The sequence below is a fragment of the Paenibacillus sp. J31R34 genome (assembly GCF_059383715.1).
Map to the genome: position 1 here is coordinate 401,583 of NZ_JBXENU010000005.1, position 21,333 is coordinate 422,915.

Consider the following 21,333-nt stretch of genomic DNA (forward strand, 5'->3'; position numbering starts at 1 on the left):
AACTACAAAATGACCAATGAATAATAAAGAGGATTGACATGGAACGAGGTGCCTTTGCGCACGTCAAAGGGTAACAGGGAATCGGGTGCAAATCCCGAGCGGTCCCGCCACTGTAATCAGGGAGTTTTCCTTCACCAGCAGGAGTCACTTGGCCTATGCTTTAGGGCAGCCAGGGAAGACGAAGGAAAATGATGATCTGCTAGCCAGGAGACCTACCTCGTTCCAGCACCACAGTGCCTTCGCGGAAAGGATAGGTGTACGAACGAAAGCGATTGCTACCAGTCTATTTGCTGGCGCAACCGTCTATTTCTGCGTACACATGACCGTTTTCCCAGCGAAGGGGAGGCGGTCTTTTTATTTTTCAAAATATAGAGAAAGGATGGTTCCATCCTTTCTCTATATTTCTCGGAATGAAACGAGCCGCGCCGCCAGAGGACGGCTTTCGGCCGTTTCACCTTGCAGGCACTATAGAACAATCGGGAGGGTATTGAAACGAATGGTCAAGTTAAAAAGAAAGACAGCAGCAAGCACCGCTTTGCTGGTTATCGGCTTCACGCTTTTTTTACTGGTGAATGAGCCGCAAGCTGCCTATGCGATGCACATTATGGAAGGATTTTTGCCTGTAGGCTGGGCGATTTTTTGGTGGGTGGCCTTTATTCCTTTTTTCATCTTAGGTGTACGTGCTATTCGGAAAATTACCAAGGAAGCGCCAGAGCTTAAGCTGATGCTGGGCTTGGCAGCTGCCTTCACCTTCGTGCTGTCCGCGCTGAAAATTCCTTCCGTTACAGGAAGCAGCTCGCATCCGACGGGAACGGGGCTTGGAACGGTTATGTTCGGACCGCTGCCCATGAGCGTATTGGGTTCAATGGTACTGCTGTTTCAGGCGGTGCTGCTGGCGCATGGCGGGCTGACGACGCTTGGGGCGAATGCTTTTTCAATGGCGGTTGCCGGTCCCGCTGCGGGCTATGCGGTCTATCGGCTGCTGATGCGTTCAGGCAGCAAGCAAGGCCTGGCGATTTTTTCAGCTGCTGCTGTTGCTGATCTGGCTACTTATATCGTCACTTCCATTCAGCTCGCAGTTGCTTTTCCGGCTGTCGAAGGCGGCATTATCGCGTCGTTTATGAAGTTTGGCGGCATTTTTGCGATTACCCAAATTCCGCTCGCTGTTAGTGAAGGCTTGCTGACGGTATTGATCTGGAACTGGCTGCAATCTTTTAACACGGACGAGCTGTCTATTTTGAAGCGGAGAATGAAAGGGGAGCGCGTATAATGAGCCGCAGTGCCAAAAATATTTGGATTTTAGCCATTGTTGTTTTACTTGCCGTTGCGCCATTAATATTCATTAACGCCGAGTTCGGCGGCGCGGATGGGGCAGCGGAGGAAATGATCCAGACGATTGCACCCCATTATGAGCCTTGGGCGTCTCCGCTGACAGAGGTGCCGGGAGAAACAGAAAGCATGCTGTTCGCGCTGCAAGCTGCGATAGGCGCTGGCATTATCGGCTATGTGATTGGCCTATTTAAAGGGAAGTCGGAGAAAACAAAGCAGCAATGATGAAATGGATTGATACGATTTCTTATTCCAATCGCCTGCGGGATTTATCCGCCTTTTGGAAATGCGGGCTTGCAGCCCTGCTTCTGCTGCTTGCCTATCTCGCTCATCCGCTCGTGCAGCTAGCCATTTTTGGATGGCTTATGCTGTGGACGGTTGGCTACGCGAAAGTGCCTGCCAAGCTTTATATGGCGCTGCTTTTCTCCTCTTGCTTGCTGTTCGTTCTCAGCTTGCCAGCGCTGCTTATTGAATTCACTAGCAGCAGTAAAAGTGGCAGCGCAGCAGGAAGCCTGGCAGCTGAGAAAGCAGGCTGGGTGCTCGCTTCATGGGAGCCGATCAGCTTGTATGTGCCGGAAGCATCCTTAGGTCTGGCCGGACCTATTTTCACGCGTATTCTTGCTTGCTTGGCTTGCATGTTTTTCATCACCTTGACTACCCCGTTTCCCGAGCTGCTGCAGGTGCTGAAGCGGTTGAAAATGCCGCAAATTGTACTGGAGCTCATGATCATTATGTATCGCTTCATCTTTCTGCTGCTGGATACGGCGGGGGCTATGCTGATCGCGCAGCGCGCACGGGGCGGTCAACATGGTTTTAGAGGAAAGCTGCAGGGTACGGCAGCTATTGCCGTGCGGCTCTTCGTCAAGACGATGCATCGATACAAGGGGCTTTCGAATGGGCTAATGGCAAGAGGATTTACGAATGAGATCCGCCTTGCTCCTGCTGCAAAGCGGACGGTTCGCCTCCGATATTGGGCGGAAGCTGGGCTAGGCATAATCATTTTACTGGCAGCAGAGCTATGGCTTCGGTATGGAGGTGAATAAGCTGGCAGGCAACGATCAGACATCAACCATTATGGAAATGAACAGCGTAAGCTATGCATATCCCGGAACGGACAAGGCCGCTTTAAACGGGCTTGAGCTGCGCATTCCAGCAAGCAAGAAGGTAGCGCTGTGCGGGCATAATGGCTCGGGCAAGTCGACACTTTTTTTGCAGCTTATTGGCATTAATCGTCCGCAATCCGGTTATGTCAGCTGGCGCGGCGAGCCGCTTTCTTATAAGCCCAGAGAGCTTGCCAGCTTGAGACGGCGCGTTGGTCTTGTTTTTCAGGACCCGGAGCATCAGCTCATCTTAAATACCGCTTATGAGGATATTTCTTATGGGCTGCGCAATGCGGGGCTTCATGAAGAGGAAATTAACAGGCGTACGGGGCGTATCATCCAGCAGCTGAACTTGCAGGAACTGGCGCATAAGCCGCTGCATCATCTCAGCCTGGGGCAAAAGAAGCGTGTCGCTCTTGCCGGCGTGCTGGCGCTGGAGCCGGAGCTGGTACTGCTTGATGAGCCGGCTGCTTATCTCGATCCGATATCGGAGCAGCGGCTGATGGCTGAGCTGGACCGCATTCATGCGAGCGGCATAACTCCGGTTATGGCCACGCATGACATGAATATGGCCTATGCTTGGGCGGACTGGATTTTTATTATGAATGAGGGCCGCTGTATATTGGAGGGTACGCCGGAGACGGTATTTCGCGAAGGCGAGCGTCTCAGAAGCCTTGGACTCACGCTGCCAATGGTGCTGGAAGCATGGGAGGCTCTGCCGTCCAAGCTGAGGGGAACACAGCCGCCGCCGCGCACGCTCGAACAATTTAAAGCGGCTGTAAAATCTTTTGTTGTATAAAAACACGAAAGTGTGTATAGTTATACATGTTGCTTGAAATAGTAGGAAAGGATATGATTTTTCCATCCTTTCTCTATATTTCTCGGACTGAAACGAGCTGCGCCGCCAAAGGACGCGACAACCGTTTCACCTTGTATAAATAAAGATTGACCAACTAAATAGCGAGGAATAAGGTGCTCTTGCGTAACGTCTTGAGCTTAAAAGGGAAGTCCGGTGCAACACCGGCGCGGTCCCGCCACTGTAACAGCGGAGTTCTGCACAATAAAGCCACTGGCATGATGCCGGGAAGGCGAGCGCAGCGATGATGATGCTGGAGCCAGGAGACCTGCCTTATTCTATACACTGCATTACCTACGGGAGATAGGGAGGTGTTAAAGATGGCAGCCATCGTTTGTTGAAACGAGGGGCGTCTTTACCCACATTTCTGTACAGGGTAGGACGTCCCTTTTTGTATTTAATCGTTTCTGGCTGGCAGCAAATCGGATGTATAGGGAAAGGCCGCCGCGAAGAAATTCGCTCGCAATGCCATAAGTATATATCTGAGTTTGTTGATGAAATAACAAAGAATTATAACTTCCATCCACTAGGGTGAATAATGAAAAACAGGAGGCAATAAAAATGAGTCAAGTAAAAAGCAGCAGTTTGGGATATCCGCGTATCGGTGAAAACAGAGAATGGAAAAAAGCGCTGGAGGCGTTCTGGAGCGGCAAGCTTGCGGAAGCGGATTTCTTGAAGCAGCTGGAGACGATTCGTCTAAACCATCTGCAATTGCAAAAACAGGCCGGAATTGATCTCATTCCGGTAAATGATTTTTCGTATTATGACCATATCCTTGATACAGCGGCTATGTTTGGCGTCGTGCCTGAGCGCTTTGGTTACACAGGCGGCCCTGTATCGGTAACGACCTATTACGCCATGGCGAGAGGCAATAAAACGGCGTCGGCATCCGAGATGACGAAATGGTTCAATACGAACTATCACTACATTGTTCCTGAGCTGAAGGGCATTACGCCGGCTCTGACCGAGAACCGTCCATTGATCGCTTACCGCGAGGCAAAGGAAAAGCTGGGCATCGAAGGCAAACCAGTCATTGTTGGACCTTATACATTCCTCAAGCTTTCTAAAGGTTATGCCGCTTCTGAGCTTGCTACGGTTGCTGCCCAGTATGTGCCGCTGTATGCACAGGTGCTGCGCGAGCTGGAGCAAGAAGGCGTGCAATGGGTACAAATTGACGAGCCTTCGCTCGTAACAGATGTTTCTGATGCAGATTTGGCGCTTGTTCAAAGCATTTATGCACAGCTTCATGAAGCGGCACCTAAGCTCAATTTGCTGCTGCAAACGTATTTCGAATCGGTTCAGCATTTTGCTGCAATCGCGGCTTTGCCTGTACAGGGCTTAGGCCTGGACTTCACAGCCGGCGCTGAAAAGAACCTGCAGCAGCTTGAGTCGATCGGCTTCCCGCAGGATAAAGTTCTGGGTGCAGGTGTAATTGATGGCCGCAACATTTGGCGGGCGGATCTTCAGGAGCGCAAAGCGCTGCTTGCCCGCATTGCTAAAGTCGTGCCAAACGACCGCCTAATTGTAAGCTCCTCTTGCAGCCTGCTGCATGTACCTGTATCGGCGGCTCTTGAAACGGCACTGCCAGCAGAGCTTGCAGGCGCACTGGCGTATGCCAATGAGAAGCTGGAGGAAATTGCCGTTCTTGCAACTGCGCTGAATGAAGGAGAAGCAGCGGTAAAAGAGGCGTTTGATCGCAATGCAGCCGCTTTGGCTGCACTTGCCGCATCGCCGTCCCGTGGCCGTGCAAGCGTTCATGCCGCTGTAGCGAGCATCGATGCACAGCCGTCGGAGCGCAAAGCGGTATTTGCAGAGCGCCAAGTGAGCCAGAAGGAACGCTGGCAGCTGCCTTTCCTGCCGACAACGACAATCGGCAGCTTCCCGCAAACGGCGGAAGTACGCCAAGCAAGGCAGCAATGGCGCCGTGGTGATTTGGGCGAGGAGCAGTACCGCGTATTCATTAAGGAGCAGATTCAGCATTGGATCAAGCTGCAGGAAGAGATTGGCCTTGATGTGCTCGTTCATGGGGAATTTGAGCGTACGGATATGGTTGAGTTTTTTGGAGAGAAGCTGGAAGGCTTTGCTTTCACGAAAAATGGCTGGGTGCAATCCTATGGCTCGCGCTGTGTAAAACCACCAGTCATTTACGGCGATGTGCAGTTCAGCAAGCCGATGACTGTCGAAGAAACCGTTTATGCCCAGTCGCTGACTTCTAAGCCGGTGAAAGGCATGCTGACAGGCCCGATTACGATTTTGAACTGGTCGTTTGTCCGCAGCGATTTGACTCGCGAGCAGGTTGCTTACCAAATCGCACTTGCCCTGGCAGAAGAAGTGAAGGCGCTGGAGGAAGCAGGCATTGAAATGATTCAGGTGGATGAGCCTGCCCTTCGCGAAGGCTTGCCGCTTAAACGTGAAGATTGGGAGCAATATTTGAACTGGGCGGTGCTTTCCTTCCGCTTGTCCACTTCTGACGTTAAGGATACGACGCAAATTCACACGCATATGTGCTATTGTGAATTCCATGACATTATTGATTCCATTCGCGCGCTCGATGCCGATGTTATCTCCATTGAAACATCCCGCAGCCACGGCGAGCTGATTCACAGCTTCGAGGAGCACACGTATGAGCTGGGTATTGGCCTTGGCGTATACGACATTCACAGCCCGCGCGTGCCGGAAGTAGAGGAAATGACATCGATGATCAAACGCGCCCTGAACGTGCTTGAGCCAGAATTGTTCTGGATTAACCCGGACTGCGGACTTAAGACTCGTGGTGTAGATGAGACAGTTGCATCGCTGCGCAATATGATTCAAGCGACGGAACAAGTACGGGAGCAACTGGCTAAGTAATGAAGTAATTGTAATGATCAGGACGATTCGTATCGTTGTTCATAGGGTATGAATATTAAAAAAGCTCCGCTTGCGCTGATTGGCGCATGCGGAGCTTTTGCTTTATTTGAAGCGGGGATGGTCAAAGCCGGGGGAGCGGGGACATGGCAGGCAGGAAAACAGGCCAATATAGACAGGTAATGCAATTCTGCCTGCTGCAGCCGCCCGCCTAAATGGTCTCTGCCGCGGGATTCATCAGGCAATAGCCAATGCCCCATACCGTCTGAATCAAGGAGGCAGATTCGGGGTGGACGCGGTTCAGCTTTTCTCTGATCCGCTTTACATGGGTATCAATCGTCCGGTAATCGCCGAGCGATTGATAGCCCCAAATTCGCCGCATTAAATCCTCGCGGGAAATGGGCTGATTGATGTTGGCTGCCATAAACCTGAGCAGCTCATATTCGCGGAACGTCAGCTTTACCTTGCTGTTTCCGGCAATCACTTGCCTCGAATCATAATCGAACACGAGTCCTGGCAGCGTAAGATCAGGTGTCTGCTTGCGCTGCAAGGCGCGATAAGCAAACTCCGAGGTGCGGCGAATGATCGCCTTAATGCGGTACATCAGCTCGCGCGGGCTGAATGGCTTAACGACATAATCGTCGGAGCCCGCTTGGAAGCCGTCGAGCCGGTCATCCTCTTCGCCACAGGCGGAAAGCATAATGACGGGTGTCGATTTTTTCTTCTTGAGCTCGCGGCAAAATTCAAGCCCGTCCATCCCCGGCATATTGCGGTCCAGCAAAATCATTGAATAATTGTATTGCATCGCCTTAAACAAGCCGTTGATGCCGTCGGAGGCTTCTTCGACGATCCAGCCTTCTTTTTTCAAAAATAACTTGAGCAGCTTGCGGATATGCTCCTCATCATCAACAATCAGAATGCTATATGGTTGCTGAAATGCCATGGCTCAACACCTCATCTTTATGTTTAAATTCATTACTGATAACAATTATCATTATCATTGCATGCGACCCCCATTGTTGTCAACTAAAAAACCTCCGTTTCTTGCCACATTAGCCGAAGGGTAGTCGCGAAAAAGACACAATTGCCTATGAGTGCGGATACAGTACGGCTGCTGCTCCCAATCGTCGTCAGGCTGTCCTCTTTCGAGCAGACGGGGAGCAGAGTATAATGGTGAAATGCAGGTTATGGATGAAGGAGAGAGCTCGGTGGCCCCCTTATTAACATTGGATAACGTATCAAAATATAGAAAACATCCCGAATGGATTTTTGAAGGGATTACAGCACAGGTGCAGGCCGGGGAGCGTATTGCGCTGCTGGGCACATCCGGTCAGGGCAAAAGCACGCTGCTGCGAATCGTGTCGCTGCTTGGTGAGCTGGATGCGGGAACGCTATTGCTGAAAGGACGGACAAGCATCGAGTGGAAGCCCGAGGAGTGGCGGCGCATCGTGTGTTACGTTGCTCAGACGCCGGTCATGCTGCCGGGATCGGTCGAGCACAACTTGCGCACGGTAAGCGAGCTGCAAGGGAAGCCGTTCGATGACGCGCTGGCGAGGCGCTGTATGGAAGGCGTCGGCCTTGGGCATATCGAATGGAGCAAAGAGGCGGAAAGCTTGTCTGGCGGGGAAAAACAAAGGACAGCCCTTGCACGGGCATTAGTGCTCCGTTCCCCGCTGCTGCTGCTGGATGAGACGACTTCATCGCTTGATCCGAAGAGCAAGCGGCAGGTAGAGCAGTTTCTAAGCGAATGGTGCTCGAAGGAAGGCACGGCATTCATCTGGATTACTCATGATCTAGAGCAGGCACGGCAAATAAGCGGGCGTATCTGGTTTATGGCGGAGGGCAGGCTGCTGGAGCAAAGCGCTACGGAAGCTTTTTTCACAAATCCCGGGTCAGAGCAGGCGCGCAGCTTTTTACATAGTCAGCATGCGCCGGAGCAGGGGGAAGACCCGCATGAATAATATTGCGCTCGCCTGCACGCTGGTATTTGTCGCCATTACGACATTTATCTCAATGAAGCAAAAGCTCGGCCTGGAGAAGGAGATTATTACAGGTACGCTTCGCTCCGCTGTGCAGCTGCTGTTTATCGGTTTTTTGCTGCATTTTATTTTTGAGACGAATCATCCGATTTTTATTGTGCTTATTATTATTTCAATGATTACGGTTGCGTCATGGAATGCCGGCTCCCGCGCCATGCCGGTTAAGGGTATCCGGCTGCGCATTGCGCTTACATTGGCAGGCACGGAGGCGGTAACGCTCGCCTTGCTGCTCTCGCTTCGCATTATTGAGGCTGAGCCAAGGTATATCATTCCGGTCAGTGGGATGATTATCGGCAGCTCCATGATCGTATGCGGCCTCTATTTAAACCATATGAAACGGGAGCTTGAAGCGTCGCGGGGAGAGATTGAGACGCTGCTGGCGCTTGGAGCGACGGCGAAGCAGGCGATTCGCCAAGCGGTGCGCCGGGCGGTGCGCTCCAGTCTCATTCCCACGCTGGACGGCATGAAGACGGTCGGACTCGTGCAGCTGCCAGGCATGATGACAGGGATGATCGTCGCCGGGGCAGACCCGATTGAGGCGGTCCGCTATCAAATATTGATCGTATTTGCGATGTCGGCTTCGTCGTCGCTGACGTCAATTGTGCTCAGCATGCTGACGATGCGGCTGTGGTTCGCTAAAGATAACGGCAGGCTGCTGTAAGCAGCTTGGAAGGTGTTTACTTAGAGGAGGGACGATGAAGTGGAAAGAAGGGGTATTTTTCAGGGGCAATTAATGCAGGCCGAGCAGTATCCGCGAGTGGTAGCCTATTATTTTAAGGAATGGAATGGCTTCGAAATGGCTTACCATCAGCATAGCGCTGTTGAAATTATGTATGTCATATCAGGCGATTGCACGGTAGAGCTGCCGAATAAATCCATCCCAATGGAAAAAGGGCATTTCATCGTCATCGACTCGATGGTCGCTCACCGTCTTCACGTTGCGGAGGGCACCGCATGCCGGATGCTCAATGTTGAATTTATTTTTAGCCATACTGGTGTGGGACTTCCTTCCCTTAAACGGCTGGCGGAGACAGATCGTGCGCTTGCGGCGCTGTTCGCCGTGCAGCACGATTATTTGCTGCTTTACGATCCGAGCGATGTGTATCAAATGTTGAAGGCACTCGTGCTGGAGCTGGACGGCAAGCGGCGCGCGGAGCAGCTTCTCACTGCACTTCAACTGACGCAGCTGCTCGTTCAAATTGGCAGGCTTGCACAGGAGGCCTCCAGCCAGTCGCATGATGCATCGGAGTTTTATGTGGGCGAGAGCATCGCTTTTATTCAGCAAAATTATGACCGTGACATTCAGGTCAAGGATATTGCGGCGGCGGTGAGGCTGCACCCGGGGTATTTCCACCGCATATTTAAAGCGGGAACGGGCTGCTCGGTTATGGACTACGTCATGCGCTTTCGGATGGAGAAGGGGCGAATGCTGCTGGAGCAGACCGATATTCCGGTCAGCGATATTTGCCATTATGTCGGCGTGAACAGCAGCCAATATTTCAGTACCCTTTTCAAAAAATATACGAACGAAACGCCGCTGGCCTATCGCCGCGCGGTGCGTAAGGAAGTGGAGCGCTAGTCAATCGTTCAACTTATAAAGTTAGAATTTTATACAAAGAAGCAAAATAGAAGTTACAATTGTGCAAACGCCTCCACGCTGCCGGTGCTACAATTAGCGTATTGTTCACTACTATATTGCGAGCCATTGGAGGCGTAAATCAATGTCATTTAAAGTTGCGTTTATTGGAGCAGGAAGTATTGGTTTTACTAGGGGATTGCTGCGTGATTTGCTGACCGTTCCAGAGTTTAATAACATCAAAGTCGCTTTTCAGGATATTAATCCGCAAAATCTCGACATGGTTACCCAGCTATGCCAACGGGATATTAATGAGAACGGCCTAGCAATTGAAATTGAGCCTACGACCGATCGCCGGGAAGCGCTAAAGGATGCACGTTACATTTTTGTAACGATTCGCGTCGGTGGTTTGGAAGCTTTTCAGACCGATGTAGACATCCCGCTCAAATACGGCATAGACCAATGTGTGGGCGATACTATTTGTGCAGGCGGCATTATGTATGGGCAGCGGGGCATCGCCGAAATGATGAATATTTGCAAGGATATCCGCGAGGTGGCGGAGCCGAACTGCCTGCTGATGAATTATGCGAACCCCATGGCGATGCTTACATGGGCATGCAATAAATATGGCGGTGTACGGACGATTGGCTTATGTCATGGTGTTCAGGGCGGACATGCGCAAATTTCCGAAGTATTTGGCCTTCCGCGTGAAGAGGTAGACATTATTTGTGCAGGAATCAATCACCAAACGTGGTATGTGCAAATTAAACATAATGGCGAGGATATGACGGGCAAGCTGCTGGAGGCATTTGAACAGCATCCGGAATACAGCAAAACCGAGAAAGTACGCATCGATATGATGCGCCGCTTCGGCTATTACAGCACGGAATCCAACGGTCATTTGAGCGAATATGTGCCTTGGTACCGCAAGCGTCCGGAGGAAATTCGCGACTGGATCGATCTTGGAACGTGGATTAACGGTGAAACGGGCGGCTACTTGCGCGTATGTACAGAAGGGCGCAACTGGTTCGAGACCGATTTCCCGAACTGGATGAAGGAAGAGCCTAAGGCGTACACCAAGGAGCATCGCGGTCAGGAGCATGGCTCGTATATTATCGAGGGGCTGGAGACGGGACGGGTGTACCGCGGCCACTTCAACGTCGTCAACAATGGCGTGATCTCCAATTTGCCGGATGATGCCATTATTGAAGCGCCGGGCTACGCGGATCGCAACGGCATCAGCATGCCGCATGTTGGCGATTTGCCGCTGGGCTGTGCGGCTGTGTGCAATGTCAGCATTTCTGTTCAGCGTCTGGCTGTAGAAGCAGCGATTCAGGGCGATGACAAGCTGCTGCGCCAAGCGATGATGATGGACCCTCTGGTTGGAGCGGTGTGCAATCCAAATGAAATTTGGCAAATGGTCGATGAAATGCTTGTTGCTCAGGAGCAATGGCTTCCGCAATACGGAGAGGCCATTGCTGCCGCAAAAAAACGTTTGGAAAATGGCCTTGCCATTCCGGTGCGCAGCTATGAAGGAGCAGCGCGTCTGAAAACAAAATCAGTTGAAGAGATGCAGAGTAACCGCGAGGAAGCAAGCCGCAATGCGGGCGAGTCGGATAAGGCGATCGATCGCCCTGCCGCCGCAGCCACTGAATAGTAAAATATTCCTAAACATTACCTTGTGTACAGGGAGGAGTGGATTTGTTATGATAATCAATAAATTGTTTGGTTTACAAAATAGTAGTTGACTACAGTGGTTTAGACTTGGAGTGATTGGCCGTGAGGAAGCAAAAAAAGATTACGATGCAGGAAATAGCGGATCGGGTAGGCGTATCCAAATATGCGGTTTCTAAAGCTTTATCGGGAAAATCGGGCATTAGCGCCGTTACGCGCAGCAAAATATTTGAGATGGCCTCGCAGCTTGGCTACATGAATCAGAAAAGCGCAAAAAAAATGCCAAGCAGCAAGCAGAATGACGAGGAAGAGCACCAAATCGTCGGCATTCTCATTCCGAATATTCGGAGCCAAAACAAGGAATCGGGCTATTGGGGCAAAGTGCTTGACGGCATTTCCAAAAGCTTGGAGGCAAAGGGGCTGGGCTCCGTCCTCATATCGGATGATTCGCCGCGAAATTTCAACCTCGTCATGAAGCCTGAAGGCTTAATGGGCATTATTGGTGTTGGCTTGATCGCTACACCGATGCTGGTTGAGCTGCGCAACAAGGCGATTCCGTTTATTTTAGTTGACCATGAAGACGAGCTGCTGGAATGCGACAGCATCTTTATGAACAACTATGATATCATTCGCAAGCTGGTCAAGTTTTTGATTGGCAAAGGCCATACCCAGATTCAATTTATTGGGGAGCTCGGCTATTCCCGCAGCTTTATTGACCGCTGGAGCGGCTTCCGCTCGGTTATGGATGAGAGCCGGCTTGATTATGCGCCTAGTGAGGGTCTGCTTAAAGTAAAACCGACGCTGGACGAGTTTAATTTGAATTTGCTGCAGTCCAGTCTGAAAGAGCTTGAAGCGAGCCGTTTTCCAACTGCATTCGTATGTGCGAATGACCAAATTGCCTTGCTCGCAATGAACGCCTTACAGCGGCTGGGCAAGCAGGTTCCCGAGCAATGCTCCTTAACGGGCTTTGATAACAATCTTGAAATATTAGGCGAAACGCCAATGATTACGACGGTAAATGCAGAGAAAGAGGCGCTTGGCATTAAGGCCGTTGAACTGCTGCAATGGCGGCTGGAAAACGGGCATATGCCCTATGCGAAAATTTTGCTGCAAAGCGATTTAATTATTCGGGAGAGTGTAGGCGATCCTGTAAATTAGTAAAGGTTTATTTGTTAGGCTTCAAGATGGAGTGCAGCAATTAGAAAATGGCGTGAACAAGACGGTTAGCGGGGAATGCTCCTCGTTAAACCGTTTTTTTTCGTGGAAAAAGCAGGTTTTTGTCGATTGTTATTATTGTAAACGCTTTAAGTAAACTTTTATTATTTATTGTAAACATAACAATGATAAAAATTTAGGTTGACAATGTTTACGCTTTCATACTACTATTGGTTTACGATATACAGGGTTCAACAAAGTTCGACCATTTATCCCGCGCTGAAAAGAGGTCTTGCCATGCTTAATAAAAAACAAAGCCGCTGGAAAATTACGGGTCATGATATTGCCGGCTACGTATTTATCTCTCCTTGGCTAATCGGTTTTCTGCTGCTGACGCTGTGGCCGATTTTACAATCGTTCTACTTGTCTTTCACCGATTATTCGCTACTGGATTCACCAACGTGGACCGGGACGGATAATTACGAGAGCATCTTTACGAAAGATCGGCTGTTTATAAAATCGCTAACGGTCACCTTCACCTTCGTATTGCTTGCCGTTCCGATTAAACTGTTTTTCTCGCTAATGGTTGCGCTTTTACTTAACAAGAAGGTAAGAGGCCTCAACTGGTACCGGACGGCGATTTATTTTCCATCGCTAATCGGCGGCAGCATCGCGGTATCTGCATTGTGGAGAAATATGTTCGGCCTTGATGGCTACGTCAATCATGTGCTTAGCTGGTTCGGCATTGAAGGAATTGGCTGGATATCCAATCCGGATACGGCACTAGGCACATTGATCTTGCTGAACGCTTGGCAATTTGGATCAACGATGGTTATTTTTCTAGCTGGCCTTAAGCAAATTCCGAAAGACCTATATGAATCGGCTTCCGTCGATGGAGCAAGCAAGCTTCGCCAGTTTTTCAAAATTACGATTCCGATGCTCTCGCCCGTTATGTTCTTCAACCTTGTGCTGGGCATTATCAACGCCTTCCAAATGTTTACCTCGGCTTTCATCATTACACAGGGCGGACCAGCAAACGGAACTTATATGTACGTGCTGTTCTTATACGAGAAGGCATTCAAGCAGTATGAGATGGGTTATGCATCAGCACTTGCCTGGATATTGCTCGTCATTATCGCGGCCTTTACGGCCATTAATTTCCTAGTATCGAAATATTGGGTATTTTACGAATCGGATGGGGGGAAAGCCAAATGAGATCAGAAAAGCTAGCTGGACTTCGCACCCATTTGATTTTGCTCCCATTCTCGCTGCTGATGCTTTATCCGGTTATTTGGTGGGTTGGGGCATCGTTCAAAAGCACGGCTGAGCTTGGAGAGCCATCGCTATGGCCGACCGTCTTCATGTGGGAAAACTATTCGAATGGCTGGAACTTCTCTCCACAGTTCACCTTTGCCACTTTCTTCGCCAACACCTTGATGATGGAATTTTGGAACGTCATAGGCGGCGTCGCCACAGCAGCACTTGTTGGCTACGGTTTCGGTCGTCTGAACTTCAAGCTTCGCAATTTCTGGTTTTCAATATTGCTGCTCACGATGATGCTGCCAGCTCAGGTAACCGTCGTGCCGCAATATATATTGTTCAACAAGCTAGGGTTCACTGACAGCTATGTTCCGCTTGTCCTCCCGCATTTCTTCGGCGGCGGCGCCTTCTTCGTCTTCCTGGTCGTCCAGTTCGTGCGGGGCATTCCGCGTGAGCTTGATGAAGCGGCGCAAATTGATGGGGCATCGGTATACGGCATCTTCTTCCGCATCATCGCACCGCTCATTAAGCCAGCGCTTGTCACTGTAGGGATTTTCACCTTCCTATGGAGCTGGGATGACTTCTTCTCGCAGCTGCTTTACCTCAGCTCAGTCGAGAAATTTACGGTTGGCCTGGCATTGCGGATGTTCATTGACCAATTCGAAGTCCAATGGGGACAATTGCTTGCGATGTCACTATTGTCTGTCGTTCCGTCGGCGATCTTGTTCTTCGTCGCCCAGAAGCATTTCGTAGAAGGTATTGCGACAACGGGGATCAAAGGGTAAGGCATCAAACGTTTTTCAACAACCGGCTTCACCAACATTTATATAAAAGAGGGAGTGTTCTACGTATGAAAACACAAAGAAAATGGTTGAAATGGTTGCCCGTTACTCTGATTTCGGTTCCCCTCGTTCTTTCCGGCTGTGGCTCTAACAGCGGCGGCAATTCAACTGCAGCAAGCACTGCGCCAGCGGCTTCGTCTGCTGGAAATGCCGATGCAGCGGCAAAGCTGAAGGTGATGTGGTGGGGCTCGCAGGCAAGACATGATGCCACGCTTAAGGATTTGGAGCTGTATACATCGAAGAACCCGAACGTGACGTTTGCGCCTGAGTATACAGCGTGGGACGGTTATTGGGAAAAGCTGCCGACGCTCGCAGCATCGAACACGCTGCCAGATGTACTGCAGATGGATGCAGCTTACATTCAAGGCTATGCGAAACGGGGCCTGCTGGCGGATCTGTCCGATATTGATCTGTCGGGAGTCGTAGATGCACAGGTTTTGGAAAATATTAAAATTGGCGGCAAGGTGTACGGCGTTCCTCTCAGCTATAACGGACAAGGCATCGTCTACAATAAAGAGGCGCTGGCAGCGGCGGGAGTTAGCCTTCCAGCGAGCAACTGGTCGTGGGATGATTTCTTCGCTTATGCGAAAGAAGCGCATGAGAAGCTGCCGAAGGGCCAATACGGCATTGACGATATGACGAACATTTGGGAATTTTATCAATATTACCAAACCTCCCAAGGCAAAGGGCCGATCTTTAAAGACGGTACAACGTTTAATCTCGATAAAGACACTTGGATGAAGTTCCAGCAAATTTATGCGGACTTCCGCAAAGATGGCATAGTGCCTGCAGCAGACCAGCAGCTATCCTTTAAGGAAAATGATCCGCAGCTCGATTCGATGGCTTCAGGCAAAGTTATGCTGAGAACCGCATCTGTCGGCTCGGCAAGTGTGATTGAATCCTTGCTCCCTGGCAAGCTTGGAGTAGGCAGCATTCCGATCGGCGAAGCTGGCGGCGGCTGGGCGCAATCGACGATTTTCCTTTCTGTGAGCGAAGGCTCGGCTAGCAAGGAGCAGGCGAAAGCGTTCATTAAATGGTTCGTGGCTGACAAAGAATCCGGCAAGACGCTTGGTCTGACACGCGGTATCCCAATCAATGAGGAGGTGTTCAAAGAGCTCGAGCCGACGCTTACGTCCGGCGACTTGTTTGCTAAAGAGCTGCTTGAAGCGGCAAAACCGAAAGCATTGCCTTTCTATCCAGCTCCAGCCGGTGCGGAGGATTTCGTAAAAACCTACAAATCCGAGATGGAAGCGGTTATGTTTGGCCAAGCCACATTGGAAGAGGCTTATCAAACGCTGCTCGATAAAGGGAAAGACGCAGAAGCGAAGCTGAACAAATAAGTATAGCGAATCGGAAATGTAAAAAAAGCACGGCGAAAAAGCCATAGCGCGAAGAAGGCCCAGCTGAAAAATCGCAAGCGATTGGAGGCGGGTCTTTTCGCGCTTTACGTATTTTTTTCAACACACATAGAGATAAATTGGAGGATGAGAGCCATATGAAAATAACAGACTGGCGGTTGCAGCATTTTGAAGTAGGGGAGAAGCCTCCTCTTCAGGTGGCGGCACCTGGACTTGACGACCGTTTTTGGATGACGGCGAAGGTTCCCGGGGATGTGCATTCCACTCTGATTGATCGGCGCATTATTGAGCATCCCTATTTTGGGCATAACGACATCAAATGCCGATGGATAGAGCAGAAGGAGTGGTGGTATCGAGCGCAGTTCGACTATGAGGTTCATGAGGGTCAAGGGGAGCGGCATGAGCTGATTTTTGAAGGCTTGGATACATTTGCGACGATCTTCGTCAATGGACTCGAAGTGGGTACGGCGGAAAATATGCATCGCATTTATGTTTTTGATGTCACGAGGGTTGTACGTCCGGGCAAAAATGCCATTGCTGTCCGTTTTGACCCGCTGCATTTGCATCATCAGGATAAGGAGCAATTCCAGTGGTCCTCCTATACGAAGGAGCGTCCATGGCTGCGCAAGGCCGCGATGAACTTCGGCTGGGATTGGGGGCCACGAATGGTCACCGTCGGCATTTGGGGCAGCGTTCGTCTGGAGCGCAGACGTGCCGCTAAGCTCGGCAGTGTATTCGTTCAAACGTTATCGGCTGGCAAGGAAGAAGCAGCTTTGAAAGTAGCAGTTGATACGGTTGCCTATCACAAGCCGGCGCAGCTGACTGCTGAAATCAAGCTGTTTACGAGAGAGGGAGAGGTTGCGGCATCCGCAGCGATTTTCTTGAAAGGCGGGCACGAAGCATCGGCGGAGCTGGCTGTAAAGCAACCGCAGCTTTGGTGGTCGCATGATCTTGGCGAGCCGTATTTGTATGAGCTTGAGGTGCAGCTGTTTGCGGATGGTGAGCAGGTTGACAGCTATCGCAAGCGCTGCGGCATTCGGACAATTGAGCTGCAGCTGGAGGATGAGGCTGGAAAGCCCGCTTTTGCCTTCCTGCTGAACGGCGTCAAGCTGTTCGCCAAAGGCTCCAACTGGATTCCGGCAGACAGCTTTATTGGAGCGGTGAAGGACAAGCGCTATACCGATCTCATCGAGCTGGCTGTCGATTCCAATATGAATATGCTGCGCATTTGGGCTGGCGGCATTTATGAGAAGGATGTTTTTTACGAGGAATGCGATCGTCTTGGTGTGCTCGTCTGGCAGGATTTTGCCTTTGCGAATGCACTATTCCCAGATTTCAACCGTAATTTTATGGAAAATGTGAAGCAGGAAGCGATCGATAATGTGAAGCGTCTGCGCAATCATCCGTCGCTTGCTTTATGGTGCGGCAACAACGAAATTGACTGGCTGTATGACATGAAGTCGGCTGGCGGGGATATTACTTGTCCCTTCTATGGCGAGAGCATCTACCATGAGCTGCTGCCGGAAGTGCTGGAGCAGTATGACAGCAGCAGGCCGTATTGGCCGTCGTCGCCTTATGGCGGCAATGATGCCAACGATCCTGATGTCGGTGACCGCCACAATTGGCAAGTATGGCATGGCTCGGTGTACCCGCGCAAATTCGGCGAGGCGCCGCTGCTTGATTACAGCATTGAAGGCGTTACGTTCAAAAATTATAAAAAAGATTTCACTCTGTTCAGCAGCGAGTTCGGCATGCACGCATCTGCGAACCGCTATACGCTGGAGCGCTATATCCCGGAAGGCGAATTTTATTGGGGCAGCGTAGAGATGGCGCATCGCAATAAGGATACGAACCATCAGAAGGGCATTTTGCTCATGGAAGGTTATACGGGCATTCCGCAAAATATCGAAGAATATATGAACTTCTCCATGCTCACGCAGGCGGAGGGCTTAAAATATGGCATTGAGCATTACAGGCGCAATAAGCACCGCACCAGCGGATCGCTCGTCTGGCAGCATAATGACAGCTGGCCAGGCACGAGCTGGTCGCTGATTGACTATGAGCTGCTGCCGAAAGCTTCTTTTTATTATGCGAAAAAGTTTTACCATCCGCTCCTGCTGTCGCTCGATTATGAGCCAGGGCAGCCGCTCTGCGTATGGGCAGTTAATGACCGGCTGGAAGCGCATGAGGGCGAGGTGCTGTTCAAGTGCTATACGCATGATGGCACCTTGGTGTATGAGCAGAGCTTTGACGTCAATCTGCCGCCGAATACGGCAATTCAAATTGGCGAGCTTGCAGAGGCAGAAGTGCTAGGCGATGCTGCGCCAGAGCAGGTCATTGTGAAGCTGTCCGCTCCTCGGTGGGACGCGCCAGACAATTATTATTATTTACGTGATCATCGGGAGCTCAGCTTGCCGGACAGCACCCTTGCAGCGACGTTTAATGAGAAGGAGCAGACGGTTACAATAGCTGCTTCGGGCGGTGCGGCGCGTCTGGTGAAAATCGCTGTGAAGCAGGGCAACATCCGCTTCAGCGATAACTATTTTGACCTGCTGCCCGGTGAATCGGTTACGGTCACCTTGCAGCAAGCAGACGGACAGCCGCTGCGATCTGAGACGCTGGAAGTGTCAGCTCTCAATGCTGACAAGGCTGAAATACATTTTAACTAAACTAATATAACGATTGTGGAGGACGCGATGAACGAAGCGAATAGAATTTTATCTGATTGGAGCTTTAGAGCATGCGGGGAGAAGGAATGGCTGCCAGCGACGGTGCCGGGAAACGTGCATTTGGATCTTCTGCGGCAGGAGAAAATAGGCCATCCCTTTTACGGGACGAATGAGCATGGACTGCAGTGGATTGACAAGCAGGATTGGGAGTATAGGGCGACGTTCGGCGTAACGCCTGAAATGCTGGCGCAATCGCAGATTGAGCTGGTTTTCACTGGTCTTGATACGTATGCTGACGTGTATGTAAATGGCAAGAATATGCTGTCGGCGGACAATATGTTCCGCAGCTGGAAAATCAATGTTAAGCCGGTTTTACAGCCAGAGGGCAATGTGATAACGGTCAAATTTCGTTCGCCAATTAACGAGGATTTGCCAAAGCTCGAGAAGCTGGGCTACTCGCTTCCAGCGACGAATGACCAGTCAGAGCTGGGTGGACTTGGCGATAAGAAGCTTAGTGTTTTTGCCCGCAAGGCTCCTTATCATTATGGCTGGGACTGGGGCCCGCGCTTTGTGACGAGCGGCATTTGGAAAGAAGTTAAGCTCGTTGCCTGGTCGGATGTACGACTGACCGATCTATATATCGAGCAGCAGGAAATAACGTCTGTTCAAGCGAGTCTCAGGCTTGTCGCAGAGGTCGAATGCGAGCAGACTTGGCAAGGGGTAGTGCGGGTTGAGGCAGACGGTAGGCGCTGGGAGCAGCAGGTTCAGCTGGATGCGGGATTACAGACGGTGGAACTGGCGGCGTCTATTACGGAGCCGCGGCTTTGGTGGTGCCGAGGCCTCGGCAAGCCGGAGCTCTATCATTTTGAAGCACTGCTTGTGCAAGCAAAGGATGGAGTCGAGCAGTCTGTTAGCAGCCGAAGTGTGACGACGGGTTTGCGGGCAGTGAAGCTGGTAACCGATCAAGACGAGCAGGGCCATGCTTTTTATATCGAGCTGAACGGCGTTCCGGTGTTCGCCAAAGGCGCTAATCATATTCCAAATGACAGCTTTCTGCCTGATGTGACGTATGAGCGCTACCGTCATGAAATTGCGAGTGCTGCGCAATCGAATATGAATATGCTCCGTATATGGGGTGGCGGCATTTATGAAGCGGATGTGTTTTATGAGCTTTGTGATGAGTACGGATTACTCGTCTGGCAGGATTTCATGTTCGCTTGCAGCATGTATCCCGGAGATGAGGCTTTTCTGGAAAATGTGCGTCTGGAGGCGGAGGAAAACGTTCGGCGTCTGCGCAATCACCCATGTATCGCCTTATGGTGCGGCAACAACGAAATTGATACAGCCTGGTCGCATTATGATGAAAATATGGGCTGGGGCTGGAAGCGCGATTATACGCCGGAGCAGCGAGAGCAGCTGTGGGCCGATTATGAGGCGATTTTCCATCGGATTTTGCCGCAGGCGGTCGCTGGGCTTGGCAATGGTATTGCATATTGGCCTTCATCGCCGATGCGCGGGCTGACGGGAGACGGGGAGCAGCATGCTTTCAACCTGTCCAAGAGCGGCGATATTCACTACTGGGGCGTCTGGCATAACATAGAGCCCTTTGAAAAATACAACGTCCACGTAGGCCGCTTTATGAGCGAATACGGCTTTCAATCGTTCCCTGAGCTGCAGACGGTGCAGCAGTATGCGGAGGAAGCGGATATGGCAATTGAATCGGAGGTTATGCTGGCGCATCAGAAAAACGCGCGTGGCAACCAACTGATCAAGGAATATATGGATATGTATTTGCACCAGCCGAGGGATTTTCCGGCATTTCTGTATTTGAGCCAAGTGCTGCAGGCGGAAGCGATGAAGACAGCGATTGAGGCTCATAGGCGGAAAAAGCCATTTTGCATGGGGTCGTTATATTGGCAAATGAACGATTGCTGGCCCGTTGCCTCATGGGCGGGAATGGACTATTACGGGCGCTGGAAGGCGCTGCAATATTATGCGGGACGCAGCTTCCGTGACATGATGTTATCCTTCGATGATACTAGTGGCGGCCGCATCGATTGTTATGTATTGTCAGATCAAAATGTGCCTTTCATCGGCGAGCTTCAGCTAGAACTGCGCTCATTTGCTGGCGAGGTGCTAAAGCAGTTTGCTGTTCCCGTGTCGCTTCAGCCGAATAAGGGCCACATAGCCTGCTCCTTTGAGCTGAAGGCACTGCTTCCAGAAGGTATTGAGCCAGGCTCAGTTGTACTGGCAGCCAAGCTTAAGCAGGGTGGACTGCTTGTGGAGGAAAAGGAGCATTATTTCAGGCCGATGAAGGAGCTTGAACTCATAGCTCCTGCCATTAAGGTAAGCGAAGTTGAAGGCAGCGGCGGCACAGCCTTTGTTCTGGAGACGAATATGCTGGCGAAGCAGGTTCGACTTTCCGCGTCCATCGAGGGCATTTTCAGTGACAACTATTTCGATTTGCTGCCGAATGAACCGCGTACGATTACGTTTTACGCGCGAAACCCGCAAGGGGATCAGGCTTTCATTGCTGCATCGCCGGGCGAGCTTGCCGTCCATTCGATGACCGATTTTATTTAAGGTGAAAATAAAGTATTGGACTTACAGGGTTCTACATATTATGGA

The 21,333-nt window shown here is 50.9% G+C and carries 17 protein-coding genes and 2 riboswitches; of the genes, 16 read left to right on the forward strand and 1 reads right to left on the reverse strand.

Annotation, left to right across the window (positions count from 1 at the left end; genetic code table 11):
• Positions 1 to 29: 29 nt before the first annotated feature.
• Positions 30 to 234, forward strand: a riboswitch (cobalamin riboswitch).
• 262 nt (positions 235 to 496) lie between these two features.
• The 6 genes from AC50YG_RS16745 (at position 497) to AC50YG_RS16770 (ending at position 6,315) form a co-directional block, all read left to right on the forward strand.
• On the forward strand, positions 497 to 1,270 hold the full coding sequence (locus tag AC50YG_RS16745; RefSeq protein WP_494828123.1) for an energy-coupling factor ABC transporter permease: 774 nt from the start codon (positions 497 to 499) through the stop codon (positions 1,268 to 1,270).
• Positions 1,270 to 1,554 (forward strand): energy-coupling factor ABC transporter substrate-binding protein, encoded by a 285-nt coding sequence (locus AC50YG_RS16750; RefSeq protein ID WP_473760474.1) that lies wholly within the window; start codon positions 1,270 to 1,272, stop codon positions 1,552 to 1,554. Before AC50YG_RS16745 ends, AC50YG_RS16750 begins: the two co-directional genes overlap by 1 nt.
• On the forward strand, positions 1,551 to 2,372 hold the full coding sequence (cbiQ, locus tag AC50YG_RS16755) for a cobalt ECF transporter T component CbiQ (RefSeq protein WP_494828124.1): 822 nt from the start codon (positions 1,551 to 1,553) through the stop codon (positions 2,370 to 2,372). Before AC50YG_RS16750 ends, cbiQ begins: the two co-directional genes overlap by 4 nt.
• Positions 2,359 to 3,228, forward strand: a complete 870-nt coding sequence (locus AC50YG_RS16760; protein WP_494828125.1) for an energy-coupling factor ABC transporter ATP-binding protein — start codon at positions 2,359 to 2,361, stop codon at positions 3,226 to 3,228. The genes cbiQ and AC50YG_RS16760 overlap by 14 nt, the downstream gene beginning before the upstream one ends.
• 154 nt (positions 3,229 to 3,382) lie before the next feature.
• A riboswitch (cobalamin riboswitch) is annotated at positions 3,383 to 3,575 on the forward strand.
• Between the two features lie 271 nt (positions 3,576 to 3,846).
• On the forward strand, positions 3,847 to 6,135 hold the full coding sequence (gene metE / locus AC50YG_RS16765) for a 5-methyltetrahydropteroyltriglutamate--homocysteine S-methyltransferase (RefSeq protein ID WP_494828126.1): 2,289 nt from the start codon (positions 3,847 to 3,849) through the stop codon (positions 6,133 to 6,135).
• Between the two features lie 48 nt (positions 6,136 to 6,183).
• Positions 6,184 to 6,315, forward strand: coding sequence for a hypothetical protein (locus tag AC50YG_RS16770; RefSeq protein WP_473760465.1), 132 nt, complete (start codon positions 6,184 to 6,186; stop codon positions 6,313 to 6,315).
• A 28-nt stretch (positions 6,316 to 6,343) separates the two neighbouring features.
• Here AC50YG_RS16770 and AC50YG_RS16775 read toward each other — a convergent pair whose 3' ends face one another.
• On the reverse strand, positions 6,344 to 7,075 hold the full coding sequence (locus AC50YG_RS16775; RefSeq protein WP_473760462.1) for a response regulator transcription factor: 732 nt from the start codon (positions 7,073 to 7,075) through the stop codon (positions 6,344 to 6,346).
• A 265-nt stretch (positions 7,076 to 7,340) separates the two neighbouring features.
• On the opposite strand from AC50YG_RS16775, the gene AC50YG_RS16780 reads away from it, so the two are divergent.
• The 10 genes from AC50YG_RS16780 (at position 7,341) to AC50YG_RS16825 (ending at position 21,288) form a co-directional block, all read left to right on the forward strand.
• A complete protein-coding gene (locus tag AC50YG_RS16780; protein ID WP_494828127.1) occupies positions 7,341 to 8,093 on the forward strand; it encodes an ABC transporter ATP-binding protein in 753 nt (250 codons plus the stop codon).
• A complete protein-coding gene (locus tag AC50YG_RS16785) occupies positions 8,086 to 8,832 on the forward strand; it encodes an ABC transporter permease (RefSeq protein ID WP_494828128.1) in 747 nt (248 codons plus the stop codon). The genes AC50YG_RS16780 and AC50YG_RS16785 overlap by 8 nt, the downstream gene beginning before the upstream one ends.
• A 39-nt stretch (positions 8,833 to 8,871) precedes the next feature.
• On the forward strand, positions 8,872 to 9,750 hold the full coding sequence (locus AC50YG_RS16790) for an AraC family transcriptional regulator (RefSeq protein WP_473760456.1): 879 nt from the start codon (positions 8,872 to 8,874) through the stop codon (positions 9,748 to 9,750).
• Between the two features lie 142 nt (positions 9,751 to 9,892).
• Positions 9,893 to 11,404: an alpha-glucosidase/alpha-galactosidase gene (locus tag AC50YG_RS16795; protein WP_473760453.1), complete on the forward strand. Its 1,512-nt coding sequence runs from the start codon at positions 9,893 to 9,895 to the stop codon at positions 11,402 to 11,404.
• Positions 11,405 to 11,526: 122 nt separating this feature from the next.
• The gene (locus AC50YG_RS16800) at positions 11,527 to 12,579 is read left to right on the forward strand and encodes a substrate-binding domain-containing protein (RefSeq protein ID WP_494828129.1); all 1,053 of its coding nucleotides are present in this window, start codon (positions 11,527 to 11,529) and stop codon (positions 12,577 to 12,579) included.
• A gap of 294 nt (positions 12,580 to 12,873) precedes the next feature.
• On the forward strand, positions 12,874 to 13,791 hold the full coding sequence (locus tag AC50YG_RS16805; protein WP_473760450.1) for a carbohydrate ABC transporter permease: 918 nt from the start codon (positions 12,874 to 12,876) through the stop codon (positions 13,789 to 13,791).
• Positions 13,788 to 14,621 carry a carbohydrate ABC transporter permease gene (locus AC50YG_RS16810; RefSeq protein ID WP_473760448.1) on the forward strand — a complete coding sequence of 278 codons (834 nt, stop codon included), beginning with the start codon at positions 13,788 to 13,790 and terminating at the stop codon, positions 14,619 to 14,621. The genes AC50YG_RS16805 and AC50YG_RS16810 overlap by 4 nt, the downstream gene beginning before the upstream one ends.
• 65 nt (positions 14,622 to 14,686) lie before the next feature.
• On the forward strand, positions 14,687 to 16,018 hold the full coding sequence (locus AC50YG_RS16815; RefSeq protein ID WP_473760446.1) for an ABC transporter substrate-binding protein: 1,332 nt from the start codon (positions 14,687 to 14,689) through the stop codon (positions 16,016 to 16,018).
• 155 nt (positions 16,019 to 16,173) lie between these two features.
• Positions 16,174 to 18,705: a beta-mannosidase gene (locus tag AC50YG_RS16820; RefSeq protein WP_494828130.1), complete on the forward strand. Its 2,532-nt coding sequence runs from the start codon at positions 16,174 to 16,176 to the stop codon at positions 18,703 to 18,705.
• 27 nt (positions 18,706 to 18,732) lie between these two features.
• The gene (locus AC50YG_RS16825; RefSeq protein ID WP_494828131.1) at positions 18,733 to 21,288 is read left to right on the forward strand and encodes a beta-mannosidase; all 2,556 of its coding nucleotides are present in this window, start codon (positions 18,733 to 18,735) and stop codon (positions 21,286 to 21,288) included.
• The last annotated feature ends 45 nt before the right edge of the window (positions 21,289 to 21,333 follow it).